Origin of the sequence: Vibrio sinaloensis, assembly GCF_000808535.1 — a bacterium.
In the GTDB taxonomy this organism is placed as follows: Bacteria; Pseudomonadota; Gammaproteobacteria; order Enterobacterales; family Vibrionaceae; genus Vibrio; species Vibrio sinaloensis_D.
Genome location: NZ_JWLV01000048.1, coordinates 237,940 through 251,369, shown reverse-complemented (window position 1 = coordinate 251,369; position 13,430 = coordinate 237,940). Strand labels below are relative to the sequence as shown.

Sequence of the window (13,430 nt, the reverse complement as noted above, 5' to 3'; positions counted from 1 at the left end):
TGAATTGACTGTGCTGAGTCCGAAGACTCAATGGTCACTTCGTTTCATTGAAACCTAATTTGAAACCGAAGTTTCTAATTGGATTATCATCAACGAGTGCCCACACAGATTGATAGGTTTATATTGTTAAAGAGCTTTGCTTTGAGCTTTCTCTCAAAGCGGACGGCCATTCTATCGATATAACTTTAAGTGTCAAACACTTTTTTCGTTACTTCTCTGAAAGTTACTAACTTCACTTTCAAGCCGTTTGTTAATCAGGTTTCCCGTGACAACGGAGGCGCATTATAGGGAGTTATCTGACAAGCACAAGCCCTAAATGCAAAAAAACACCAACCATTGAATCGTTCGCATACATTTCACACAAAGCGCGCAAAACTCAAACAAAAAGGGCCTTAAAAGGCCCTTTAAATAAAACATAACTACTGATGCGCGATGATCTGGTCATTGTTAACCAAGAGTTTTACCGGTTTCTCAGGGATAACTCTGCCCGCTAATATCGCTTTAGCAAGTGGGTTTTCTACACTCTGTTGAATTGCACGTTTTAAAGGTCGTGCTCCAAACACGGGATCAAACCCAACTTGCGCAATCAGATCAAGAGCCTTATCCGAGACTTCAAGTACGTAGCCTTTGTCTTCCATCCTATCCGACAAACGTTTCAACTGAATGGACGCTATCGATTTAATATGCTCTTGAGCCAATGGGTGGAAGACGACACTTTCATCGACGCGGTTTAAGAACTCAGGTCTGAAGTGCTTGCTTACCACCTCCATCACTTGCTCTTTCATTCCCTCATAATCAACCGCTCCAAAGTTTTCTTGGATACGTGCAGACCCGAGGTTTGATGTCATGATCACAACCGTATTTCGAAAATCAACAGTTCGCCCTTGACCATCGGTTAGTCGACCATCATCAAGCACCTGCAGTAAAATATTGAAAACATCTGGATGTGCCTTCTCTACTTCATCAAGCAATATTACCGAATAAGGTTTCCGGCGAACTGCCTCTGTGAGGTAACCACCTTCCTCATAACCCACATAACCCGGAGGCGCACCAACGAGTCTCGCGACGGAATGCTTCTCCATAAACTCAGACATGTCGATACGAACCATCGCATCTTCACTGTCAAACATAAAGTGAGCCAGTGTTTTGCAAAGCTCTGTTTTACCCACGCCAGTTGGCCCTAGGAATAGAAAGGAGCCAATTGGCTTATTGGGATCCGACAAGCCAGCTCGACTACGGCGAATTGCATCGGAAACCACTTCTACGGCTTCCGTTTGACCAATAACACGCTTGTGGAGAACTTCCTCCATCTGAAGCAGTTTCTCTTTTTCCGCTTCAAGCATTTTTGAAACAGGAATACCCGTTTGTTTTGAGAGTACTTCTGCAATCTCGTTGTCTGTTACCTTGTTACGGAGCAAGGTCATTTCTTGCATCTCAGCCTGTGTTGCCAGATCGAGTTGCTTTTCAAGTTCGGGAATACGCCCATATTGAAGTTCAGACATTCGATTGAGATCACCCGCACGGCGCGCGAACTCCATATCTAAGCGAGCTTGTTCTAGCTCAGACTTGATATGCTGAGTACCTGACAACGCTGCTTTCTCTGCATTCCAGACCTCATCTAACTCCGCAAACTCGCGTTCTTTCTCTGCAAGTTCTTCATTGAGTATGTTGAGGCGTTTTTCACTGGCGTCGTCATGCTCGTTCGTTAACGCCTGTTGCTCAATCTTAAGTTGGATGATTTTCCGTTCGAGTTTGTCTAGCGCTTCAGGCTTGGAGTCAATTTGCATACGAATACTCGAAGCCGCCTCATCGATCAGGTCGATGGCTTTATCAGGTAACTGTCTATCTGACACATAGCGATGTGACAAACTTGCCGCAGCTACGATGGCCGGATCGGTTATTTCAACATGATGATGCAGTTCATAACGCTCCTTGAGACCACGTAAGATCGCGACCGTATCTTCAACGGTTGGCTCATCGACAATTACTTTTTGAAAGCGGCGCTCTAACGCCGGATCTTTCTCTATGTACTGACGGTATTCATCCAAAGTTGTTGCACCAACGCAATGCAGTTCTCCGCGCGCCAAAGCGGGCTTCAACATATTACCGGCATCCATAGAGCCTTCGCCTTTACCCGCGCCGACCATGGTATGAATCTCATCAATAAAGAGGATAATATTGCCCTCTTCTTTAGAGAGTTCGTTCAAGACCGATTTTAAGCGCTCCTCAAACTCACCACGGTACTTAGCACCAGCCACCAGCGCGCCCATATCTAAAGAGAGCACTCGACGTCCGCGAAGCCCTTCTGGCACTTCATTGTTCACGATACGCTGCGCTAAACCCTCTACAATGGCCGTTTTACCAACCCCAGGCTCACCAATGATTACTGGATTGTTTTTGGTGCGACGCTGCAGTACTTGGATAGTTCTGCGAATTTCATCATCACGACCAATCACCGGATCCAGTTTGCCTTGTTCAGCCCGTTCAGTCAGGTCAATCGTAAACTTCTCTAACGCCTGACGTAGCTCTTCTGCGTTTTGGTCATTAACCTTTTGACCTCCCCGCACTTTATCAATCGCTTCGCTGATTTTATCTTCCGTTAGACCTTGCTCTTTTAGCAATGCTCCTAACGGACCGCGATCTTCAATTGCCGCAAGTAGGAAAATTTCAGAAGAGATGTAGGCGTCTTGACGCTTTTGGGCAACCTTGTCACACAAGTTGAACATGGTCCCCATCGCACTAGAGAGTTGAACGTCTCCCCCAATGCCACTGACTTTAGGCAATCGATCTAAGATCTCGCTAAGCTTTGAGCGTAGCTGCGTGATGTCTACATTGAGCATCGTTAACAGGGGACGAATCGGACTACCATCCTGATCCATCAGTGCCACCATTAAATGAACTGGCTCTATGTATTGATGATCGCGGCCCAACGCCAACGATTGAGCGTCAGATATCGCGATTTGAAATTTACTTGTGAATCTGTCAAGACGCATATCTACCTTCCTAACCTCAACTGAGAAGAATTCTATAATCAGTATGAAAGATGGCTACGCGATGTCAGATTTTCAAGGGAGGAGATAAGATAAAATCACCTTATCTGATGTGGAAATGAACTAGGATTCAATCCAAATAAACGTCGCTTGGCGTCCGGTCACACCGTCACGGCGATATGAGTAAAACTGCTCTGGGTTTTGATAGGTACACAGGTCACTGTAATAGACTTGCGTAACGCCTGATTTATTAAGCCTCTGTGTAACAAGAAGGTTCATATCAGCCAGATATTTACCTGAGCTACCTTTGTCTTGAAAAGCGAGTTTAGCTTGAGGATCAAAAGAGCAAAACGCATTTAACACATCTTCGCCAACTTCAAATGCACTTTTACCAATAGCAGGCCCAATCCAAGCCATGACTTCCCCTTCAAAATGAAGAAGCGCATTTTCGACAATGCCATTGGCCAAACCACGCCAACCAGCATGAACCGCCGCGACTTGAGTGCCATCTGTATTAGTTAATAAAACTGGCAAGCAATCCGCGGTCATCGCAGAACAGACAATACCTGAGTTTTGGGTAAACAGGCCATCAGCATTTAACACTTCACCTGTGGGCTGGCTCACCTCAGTGACCACTGTCGAGTGTGTCTGGTTAAGCCAAACAGGTGCCGATGGCATTTTGGCAAACTCTGCCAGCAATGCTCTATTTTGCTGAACTGTTTTATCATCATCCCCAACGTGAGCCCCGAGGTTTAAGCCGTTATAAGGCGCCTGTGAGCAGCCTCCATTTCGAGTTGAAGCAAACGCTTTGATATTTTGGGGCGCAGGCCAGTTGGGGATAATCATTTCCATAGCTAGAACTCGTCTTGTAAACCGTGTTCTTGAGTATCTTGACGCAGCGCTTCCGCCATTTCGACCATATCATCAGGAACAGGAGCATGGAATTCGACTTCTTCACCGGTAATAGGGTGTTCAAATTTCAGCATCACCGCGTGCAGCGCTTGACGGTCAAAACTGCGGATTTTTTCCGCCAGTTCTTCAGTTGCGCCACTAGGAATACGCGCTCGGCCACCATACGCACTATCCCCTAATAGAGGATGCTGAAGATAGGACATGTGAACACGAATTTGGTGAGTACGACCCGTTTCCAAGCGAAGGCGGATGCGCGTATGTTCGCGGAAGTGCTCCGCAACACGGTAATGCGTCACCGCTGGTTTACCCATGGGGCTAACCGCCATCAAAGTACGTTTAGTCGAATGACGACCGATCGGCTGTTCAATTCGACCACCCGCTGTCATGCGGCCAATCGCGATGGCTTCATACTCACGGACAAAATTGCGTTTTTTCTGCAAAGCACGTACCAGACGAGTTTGCGCAGGGACGGTTTTCGCCACAACCATTAAGCCGGTAGTATCTTTATCTAAACGATGGACGATACCTGCACGAGGCACTTCGGCTATGTTTGGGTAATGATGCAACAACGCATTAAGGACGGTGCCATCTGGCGTGCCCGCACCTGGATGAACAACAAAACCACGCGGTTTGTTAATCACCAAAATATCGTCATCTTCATAGACGATATCAAGAGGAATATCTTGCGCTTCCCAGCGCTCTTCATCTTCAAGTTCCGCTTGCAGAATGATTTCCTCCCCGCCCATCACTTTGGTGCGAGGTTTGGTTACAACTTCACCGTTGACTTGGACTTTCCCCGCCAACAACCATTCTTTTAGTCGAGAGCGCGAAAAATCGGCGAATAATTCGGCGATAGCTTGATCCAGGCGTTGACCCAGTTGGCTATCTTGTACTGTATTGGTTAATTCAATCTGCTGAGCCATATCGAACTTTTTTAAAAACTGTGAGACTAATTGTCACTACTGTGGAAAAATAGACTACTCACCACAACTCATTCACTCGAGTTGATCGGGTATAATTGGACATTGTATCCGTTACTGCCCAGAAAGTAACGGAAGAGCAGAAATATTTATCTCAAGGAATCGAATCCTGATATGAAAAAGCATACTTTATCTGGCTTGTTGGCACTATCTGTACTGGTTGGCTGCTCAAGCAGCGAAGAGATCGTGCCAGACGTGCCACCATCTGAGCTGTATTCAGAAGCCCAGGTTTCGCTTCAAAGTGGTAACTGGCTTTCGGCCATCAGTCAGCTTGAAGCCTTGGACTCTCGTTACCCATTTGGCGCGTACTCAGAGCAAGTTCAGCTGGATTTGATTTACGCCTACTACAAAAATGACGACTTAGCTTTAGGGCTGGCAACCATTGAACGCTTTACCCGCCTAAACCCAACCCATGAAAAGCTCGACTGGGTTTTGTATATGCGCGGGCTGACACACATGGCGCAAGATCGCAACTTTATGCACGATTTGTTCAATGTTGATCGTAGCGACCGCGACCCTGAACCGGTGAAAAAAGCGTTTGCTGATTTCAAGCGCCTACTTGAACGCTACCCGACTAGCCTATACGCAGAAGATTCGCAAAAACGAATGCTCGCGCTAAAGAACCGTCTAGCTGAATACGATTTGGCTACCGCAGATTTTTATCTTCGCCGAGAGGCTTGGATTGCGGCAATCAACCGTACGCAAGAACTACAAAAAACCTATCCAGATACGGTAGCGGCTCGCAAGTCATTGAAGATACAGCTGGAAGCCTACAAGCGGCTTGGTTTAGAAGATGCGATCAAACGTACGGAAGAGTTGATAAAGCTCAACCCAATTTAATTGGTGATTAATTAATCAGAACCGCTTCACATTTGGAGCGGTTTTTTTATGCACTTTCTTGGCTCAAATCAATCCTTGGACCTATTTTTAACCAATGAAGTTAAGAGGTTAATGAATGTTCAAAGTTGTATTAAGTCTTATTATTTTGTCACTCTCTATATCCCGCTGTTTTGCTCTTTCTCTCTCTCCTTTGCAAAAAGAGCCTTACTTGGGAGACTTGCCAGCTCTAGAGAAAAAAGGCGTCATTCGTGTTCTGGTCGCTGCCGATCTAGGTTTTTACTACATCGAAGATGGCAGACCGAAAGGCATCCTCGCGGAACTCCTCTACCATTTCGAAAAACAGCTCAAACAACGCTCTTCCTATTTCAATCTACAAATCATTCCCGTACATCGTGATGAGCTGATTCCTTCATTAGTACAAGGGTACGGCGATCTGATTGTGGCTAACCTAACGATAACGCCCGCACGCCTTAATTCTATCGATTTCAGCTTACCCGTATTAAAGGGGGTCAAAGAGCTGATCGTCACTGACCAATCCGTTGCTTCGATAGAAAACATCGAACAACTTAGCGGTAAAGAGGTTTGGGTTCGCGCAAGTTCCAGCTACTTTGAAAGTCTTCAGCAACTGAACCACCAGCTAGATAGTCTCGGCCTTCCTCCCGTGATTGTTCGGTTTGTCGAAGAAACACTGCAGGATCTTGAGTTGGTCGAACTCGTCAATCAAGGCCATATCAGCGCGACTATCTTAGACAGCCACAAAACAGAGCTCTGGCTCAAAGTCATGGACAATATTCAGGTACATGACTTAGTCCCCCTAAGAATAAATGGAGAAATTGCTTGGGCAATGAGAAAAAACAGCCCGCAGCTGCAAACCTTTGTAAATCAATATTTGAAGACTTCCCGATCAGGCACTTTGCTCGGCAACGTTATTTACAGCAAGTATCTAGACAACACTCAGTGGCTGAGAAAAATCCTTAACCCAAACCATATCAACCGATTAGAAGCACTGTCGGGGATTTTTTCTCTCTACTCCGACCAATACGATTTTGATCCCATGATGATTTCAGCCCAAGGATTCCAAGAATCAGGGTTAGACCAAAGTAAAGTGTCACACAAAGGCGCTGTAGGCGTTATGCAAGTCCTTCCTAGCACGGCCAAAGACCCTAACGTGAATATTCCCGACATTTACAAAGTCGACAATAATATCCACGCGGGCGTGAAATATATGCGCTTCCTAAAAGACCGATACTTTAGTGATGATAAAATCAGTCCAGACAACCAGGTTTACTTTGCACTCGCTGCATATAACGCCGGCCCTGCTAACATCAGACGCGTTCGCCGACTGGCTTCCCAGCAAGGCTACGATCCAAACAAGTGGTTTAAGAATGTCGAAATCATGGCTAGACGGCATATTGGTAGAGAGCCCGTGCACTACGTTGCTAACATCAACCGCTACTTCATTATTTATAAGCAATTAGAAGCATTGAAAACGCTACGCGAGAGTCAATCTGCGTCAAACGCCATCAAAATAGATTTTTGGCGATAGCCGAACACAAGGAGCCACTAAGAAGGCATTGGGATAGAACGTGAGAAAAAGTGGAAGAACATTCACACTTTTGGTTGGGTTAAAGTTTAACCAAGGCTTTTGTTGAATCGAAAGAATGCGCTAAAAAACGAATGATTTTTAGTGTCTTACCTCTCCCAATCTAATGAGATTTCATTCTTACACAAGCTTTTTCGTAGTGACATCGATGCACTCTTTGAGATGGATCACGTTTGTTTTGGGTGTTGAAAAATAGCAACCAAAAGGTGATTTATGTCACATTATTTTTATCCATGAGCGGTAATCTGAACTCAACCCATGAGGGATGACACAGAGGAAAACATCTATGAAAGTAAACATCACTGGTAAAAATATCGACATCACCTCTGCAATCCGCACTCATATTGAGAGCAAATTTAAAAAGTTGGAAAAATGGCAAGTAGACATTATTGGTTGCCAAACAAGCTTCAGTGAGGAGCCAAACAAACAGATGAAGTTTGAAGCTGTCATCACGGTACCAAAAGGCCAACTGGTTGCATCTGCAACACACGAAGATTTATACGCTGCCGTTAATGAGGTAGAACAGAAACTAGAACGTCAGCTAAACAAACTACGCCACAAACCAGAAGCTCGCCGCACTGAGAAGCCAGAGCTAGAAGAAACTGAGCTAGAAGCGGAATAGGTTTACTGCACTAAGAGGATTCAAAAAATAGCGCCGAAAGGCGCTATTTTTTTGCTTGACGCTCCACTGGTGGTTGCTTATTGTGTTTACGGTTCCCACGATTAGTAGTGATTTATGCAAACAAACAACCTGTTCTTTTTTGACTTCTTTTTTCTCCACTAAATTTGGAGGCAGCCTCGTTTGCGGAAGATAAGTCAAAAACGAACAGGAAGCCTCCCACTGGGAGGCTTTTTTATTTTTAAGGAATACAGGATGACTGAACAAAAATACTCGCTCGAAGAGATCCGATTAAGACTAAATGAGCTTGACGATCAATTACTGCATTTACTATCTGAGCGTAGAAAAATGAGTATTGAAGTCGCGAAGAGTAAAGTTCAAACATCTAAGCCCGTGCGCGATGCTAGCCGAGAGCAACAGCTTCTTGTCAAACTCATTAATGCAGGCAAAGACAAGTATGAGTTAGATGCTCAATACATCACGAAACTTTTCCACACCATCATTGAAGACTCAGTCCTACTGCAACAGTCGTATCTACAAAATCTTGCTAACCCTGAACTTAGCCGAAAACCACTTGCTCGAGTCGCTTTCCTTGGCGCCAAAGGCTCATACTCACACCTTGCAAGTCGTGAGTATTTCAGCCGGAAAAATACGGAACTCATTGAGCTCAATTGCGAGCACTTTAAAGAAGTCGCCAATACCGTGGAGTCAGGTCATGCGGACTACGGTGTGCTACCTATTGAGAACACCAGCTCAGGTTCAATTAATGAAGTCTATGATCTACTTCAACACACCACACTCTACATTGTTGGCGAGTTGACGCTTCCCATTGAACATTGCTTGGTGGCCACATCAGATATTCGTTTGGAAGAACTCAAAACACTTTACTCTCACCCACAGCCCCACCAGCAATGCAGTGAATTTTTGGGTAAACTAAAAGGCGTGCAATTAGAGTCTTGTGCCAGCACAGCAGATGCAATGCAGAAAGTGCAAGAGATGAACCGTAGCGACGTTGCCGCGATTGGTAACGCCTCAAGTGGTAAGCTCTATGGTCTTCAACCGATTCAAAGTAATATCGCCAATCAAACTGAAAATCATACCCGATTCATTGTTGTCGCTCGCAAGCCTGTGGAAGTCTCGGCACAAATTCCAGCCAAGACGACACTAATTATGTCAACATCACAAGAAGCAGGCTCCTTAGTCGAGACTTTACTGGTGCTGCAGCGCTACGGCATCAACATGACCAAACTCGAATCCCGCCCAATCATGGGCAATCCTTGGGAAGAGATGTTTTATGTTGATCTCGCTTCACATTTAGACTCCGATGAAATGCAGAGCGCCCTCAATGAACTGACTAAGATCACAAAACACCTGAAAGTTCTGGGTTGTTACCCATCGGAAAATGTGAAACCGACACAAGTTAAGTTGCAGTAAATATCTCTACCTAGCTCAAATTATTTCATATCTAAGCTGACACTGTTTATAAAACTTCTTAGTATTCAGAAGCTAAGTTGCATATTTATACAGTGTCAGCACTACATACTGACGCCATAGCAAACAACCAACCCTCAATGTAAGGCTATTTACTCGTTAGTATGAGAGCGCTCATCTCTATATTTCTCCTCGCATGTTGGACCAACAGTGCCATCGCGACGCCAACACCACTCAATATCTATTTATGGGAGGATACCCTATCCCCCAAAGTCATTAATGACTGGCAAGAAACACATGAAACGCCGCTGCAGTTATCCCACTTTGATAATGACGATGAACGCAGTCTATTAATGATGAAAAGCATTCAGTTGCCATTTGATATTGTGGTTCTAGACAACGTTTCAGCAAACATCTATGGCAACTTAGGCAGTTTCGAGCGTATCACTGACCTTCCCAATCGAGCCCATAACGACAATAAGTGGAACCAAGCGTGTGGCGATTATGCGGTTCCCTATTTTTGGGGCACTGTGGGTATTGCTTACCGAAAAGATCGCATCGAGAACCCACCCACTACATGGAAAGAGTTTGTCGAGCCCAGCGAGGAACTCAAAGGTCGAATAGGGATGATCAACGATACCGTTGAATCATTCTTACCCTTGTTTTACAGCTTAGGTTTATCACCAACAACTGAAAGCCGCGAAGAAATCAGACAAGCCTACCCTGCCCTCAAGACATTCAGCCAGCAAGTCCTCACGTTTGAATACATACTGAGCTACATCCGAAGCCAAGAAAACTCTGACAAGCTTCAATTGGCCCTTGCCTACAGCGGCGATCAGTATTCACTCAATCGTTCATTTGGTCGTGACGCGTGGGAGTTTGTTCTGCCGGAAGGGGAAATTTATATATGGCTAGACTGTTTAGCGATTAGCAGTCACTCGAGTAATAAAAAGGCAGCAAAAGCCTTTCTTAACTATTTGTCCGATCCCACAATTGCTGCAATGAATGCAACAGATATTAAAGCTGCAACGCCCAATTTAAGTGCATTAAAACTGATGCCTGATTGGTACAAAAATGATGCATCATTGTTCCCAAGCCCAGAACAACTTAAAAACAGTTACATAGACAGTATGCTTTCTGCAGCAAACATAAGCCTAAGAACGAAAATCATTAATCAAATAGTTAAGAATCATGAAGCTCAGTACTAGAGTTCTGCTTTTGGTTGCCCCTGTTGTTATGCTCAGCGCAGCAATGTCGAGCTATAGTATTTACGTAAACCAGAAAGACACGCTCATTAAGCGTGAAAACAGTTACTTGCAGCTCACGATGGAGAAACTTGCTGGCCATTTTCGCCAATCGGTCTCCCTGATTAACAGCTACTCACTGACACTGATTAAAAGCGATATTATTCGCCACTACTTTAGTCAACCGGAGAACCCTTACCGAGAGATGCGGTTGATCGAAAACCTGCAAACAACCATTGATAACCTACAACCTAACAAACAAGACAACATTGCTGTCGCCATCGTAGACAGTGACCAACACGTTCGTTTTTACGCCGACAACCAAACCGATCCCTTTGCCACCCTTGATGAAAATGTCCTCAAATACATTCGTCACATATACAAACAAACTGGGCAACTCTCCCATACCGGGTTTGCCAACAATTATCAGGGACAAAGCATACTGATTCGTTATGATGTGCTCGACAACGACACATTCACCTCGCCACTGAGCTATAACAAAGAGCAAGTATTTTTCGTTGTTGTCTCTTTATCTCTCGATAACTTTGACCAACTCAAACACATCTTGGAGTTTGATAACGACAGCAGTATCTTCTTCGCTCAAGAACCCGTCAAAAAATCAGGACTCACTCAATCGGTTGAGTTGAAACCCAACTTATACGCGGTGTTGGATCCTGCTCAGTACTTACTCAATGAGCAGTTAAACAAGATTGAAAACAAGCTCTTACTTGCGTTTGGGGCTTCGGCCGTTTCTACCGTTCTTATCTTGTTGTTTTTACTCTATCGCCACGTAATTAAGCCGATAACAAGACTCGATCATCAACTCCAAGAAGTCGAATTGCAAAAACGCTCAAACATCGAAAAACTCTCCGCAGACAATGAAATTGGACGCCTGTCAGTCCGCTTTTATGACATGTATAAAGAGCTCAACTCGAGTTATCAAAAAACCAAAGCGATGGCAGAGAACGATCACCTCACGCAACTCGCCAATCGGTATCAGTTCCAAATGTTTGTGGAAAGAACGATAGCCAACAAGTTAATCGATACTCGCGCTTGGATCCTCTACATTGACCTCGACAACTTCAAATACGTCAACGACAAATACGGTCATCATATTGGCGACTCACTGCTGGTCAATTTCGCAGAGCACATTCGCCAGCGCTGTAACGAATTTGAATTGAAGTACAGTGTAAAATGCCTTGCTGCAAGGCTGTCAGGCGATGAGTTTGCTGTCTTTATTTCGTCAGTAAACCAGCATTCTAGTTACGCTCCTGAGATTGCGAGAGCGGTGTTAGAGCCGATTCAAAATAGCGCGAACTCTCCACTTGGCAACTTTCCGATTACCGCCAGTATCGGCATCGCTTCATACCCTGAAGATGGACGAGACCTTACTAGCTTGCTCTCTCATGCTGATACTGCGATGTATCAAGCGAAACGAGCGGGTAAAAATCAAATCGCACACTACTCTAAAGAACTGGATCAAATCGTCCGCCGCCGCTCTCAAGTTGAGCGAGCTTTGCGTTCAAGCAACCTAGATCAGGAGTTCCAATTGCTCTATCAACCCTATTTTGATCGAAGTGGGTTAGAAGTGCGTGGTCTAGAGGCGCTACTTCGCTGGGAGTCCCCCAAACTAGGCACGGTCAATCCGAGTGAATTTATTCCTATCTCCGAGCAAATTGGTTTGTTTGGCACAATTGACCGCTGGGTAGTAAAACAAGCCTTTGAAGACTTTTCAGCCATTCAGAACTGTTTCGACTGGCCCGTCCAATTATCGATTAACTTGTCCTCTGCTGAACTAGATTCATTACAGCTCGCGCAATATATTCAAACCATGGCCGAACGGTACTCAGTTCGTCCGGATCTTATCGACTTTGAAATAACAGAGACGTTCGCATCAGACTCTCAAAGTTATCTCTTGTTGTATGAGCTGTCACAGATGGGCTTTAAATTGACTATTGATGACTTTGGCTCTGGCTACACGTCCATTACCCAACTGGTTGAATACCCAGTGCAAAAAATTAAGTTTGATCGTGAGTTCCTAGAAGCACTGACCAAGACAAATAACCAAACGGTGGTGAAGCCACTGGTTGACCTTTGTCATTCTCAATCTATGCTTGTGACCGCCGAAGGGATTGAGTCAAAAGAGATGCATCAGTGGCTGGCGAACAATCAATGTGATTACATGCAAGGCTACTATCTGTCTCCACCAATCTCCATTGAGCAACTGAGGCAGCACAACAAAAAGTCGAAAGGAAACACAGATGTCAGTGAAGAAAGTTATTGTCGCTTCGCTTAACCCAGCAAAAATCAACGCCGTACAAAGTGCATTTCAAGCCGCCTTCCCGCAACAAACCTTCGAATTCTCAGGAGTAAAAGTGCCTAGCGAGGTTGCTGACCAACCGATGAGCAACGACGAAACCTATGAAGGCGCACGCAATCGCGTGAGAAATGCCAAAAGCGTGTTTCCTGGTGGCGATTTCTACGTCGGGCTTGAAGCTGGGATTGAATGCAACATGACCTTTGCATGGATGGTGATAGAATCCAGCACTCACCGCGGCGAATCTCGCTCCGCAAGTCTCATGCTGCCCCCACTCGTGCTGGAAAAGCTGGCCCACGCCAATGAACTGGGTGATGTGATGGATGAAGTTTTTGCTACGGAAAACATCAAACAAAAAGGCGGAGCGATCAGCCTGCTGACACAAGATCTGTTAACCCGCAGCAGTGTTTATCACCAAGCACTGATTTTAGCGCTGATTCCTTTTACCAACCCGACACACTTTCCAAGTAACCTGTGACACTAAATAGAAAAAG

The 13,430-nt window shown here is 45.0% G+C and carries 10 protein-coding genes and 1 other annotated feature; of the genes, 7 read left to right on the top strand and 3 right to left on the bottom strand.

What is annotated here, in order from left to right:
* Nucleotides 1–419: 419 nt before the first annotated feature.
* The 3 genes from clpB to rluD all read right to left on the bottom strand — a co-directional run bounded on the left by clpB (nucleotide 420) and on the right by rluD (nucleotide 4,825).
* A complete protein-coding gene (gene clpB / locus RJ47_RS19890; RefSeq protein ID WP_038137436.1) occupies nucleotides 420–2,993 on the bottom strand; it encodes an ATP-dependent chaperone ClpB in 2,574 nt (857 codons plus the stop codon).
* Nucleotides 2,994–3,113: 120 nt separating this feature from the next.
* Nucleotides 3,114–3,842, bottom strand: coding sequence for a peptidoglycan editing factor PgeF (gene pgeF, locus RJ47_RS19885; protein ID WP_039486416.1), 729 nt, complete (start codon nucleotides 3,840–3,842; stop codon nucleotides 3,114–3,116).
* A gap of 2 nt (nucleotides 3,843–3,844) precedes the next feature.
* Entirely contained in the window at nucleotides 3,845–4,825 is a 981-nt protein-coding gene (rluD, locus tag RJ47_RS19880; RefSeq protein ID WP_039486413.1) for a 23S rRNA pseudouridine(1911/1915/1917) synthase RluD, read from the bottom strand.
* 171 nt (nucleotides 4,826–4,996) lie between these two features.
* Here rluD and bamD point away from each other — a divergent pair, with 171 nt between their 5' ends.
* The 7 genes from bamD (at nucleotide 4,997) to yjjX (ending at nucleotide 13,414) form a co-directional block, all read left to right on the top strand.
* Entirely contained in the window at nucleotides 4,997–5,722 is a 726-nt protein-coding gene (gene bamD / locus RJ47_RS19875; protein WP_039486412.1) for an outer membrane protein assembly factor BamD, read from the top strand.
* A gap of 115 nt (nucleotides 5,723–5,837) precedes the next feature.
* Nucleotides 5,838–7,268, top strand: coding sequence for a lytic transglycosylase F (locus RJ47_RS19870; RefSeq protein WP_039486410.1), 1,431 nt, complete (start codon nucleotides 5,838–5,840; stop codon nucleotides 7,266–7,268).
* Nucleotides 7,269–7,611: 343 nt separating this feature from the next.
* Nucleotides 7,612–7,947 carry a ribosome hibernation-promoting factor, HPF/YfiA family gene (hpf, locus tag RJ47_RS19865; protein WP_005475897.1) on the top strand — a complete coding sequence of 112 codons (336 nt, stop codon included), beginning with the start codon at nucleotides 7,612–7,614 and terminating at the stop codon, nucleotides 7,945–7,947.
* A 116-nt stretch (nucleotides 7,948–8,063) separates the two neighbouring features.
* Nucleotides 8,064–8,184, top strand: a sequence feature (Phe leader region).
* A 15-nt stretch (nucleotides 8,185–8,199) separates the two neighbouring features.
* On the top strand, nucleotides 8,200–9,378 hold the full coding sequence (pheA, locus tag RJ47_RS19860) for a prephenate dehydratase (RefSeq protein ID WP_038137448.1): 1,179 nt from the start codon (nucleotides 8,200–8,202) through the stop codon (nucleotides 9,376–9,378).
* A 161-nt stretch (nucleotides 9,379–9,539) separates the two neighbouring features.
* The gene (locus tag RJ47_RS19855; RefSeq protein ID WP_039486408.1) at nucleotides 9,540–10,583 is read left to right on the top strand and encodes a polyamine ABC transporter substrate-binding protein; all 1,044 of its coding nucleotides are present in this window, start codon (nucleotides 9,540–9,542) and stop codon (nucleotides 10,581–10,583) included.
* Nucleotides 10,567–12,915, top strand: a complete 2,349-nt coding sequence (locus tag RJ47_RS19850; RefSeq protein WP_038137454.1) for a putative bifunctional diguanylate cyclase/phosphodiesterase — start codon at nucleotides 10,567–10,569, stop codon at nucleotides 12,913–12,915. The genes RJ47_RS19855 and RJ47_RS19850 overlap by 17 nt, the downstream gene beginning before the upstream one ends.
* A complete protein-coding gene (gene yjjX / locus RJ47_RS19845) occupies nucleotides 12,881–13,414 on the top strand; it encodes an inosine/xanthosine triphosphatase (RefSeq protein ID WP_039477912.1) in 534 nt (177 codons plus the stop codon). The genes RJ47_RS19850 and yjjX overlap by 35 nt, the downstream gene beginning before the upstream one ends.
* Nucleotides 13,415–13,430: the final 16 nt, after the last annotated feature.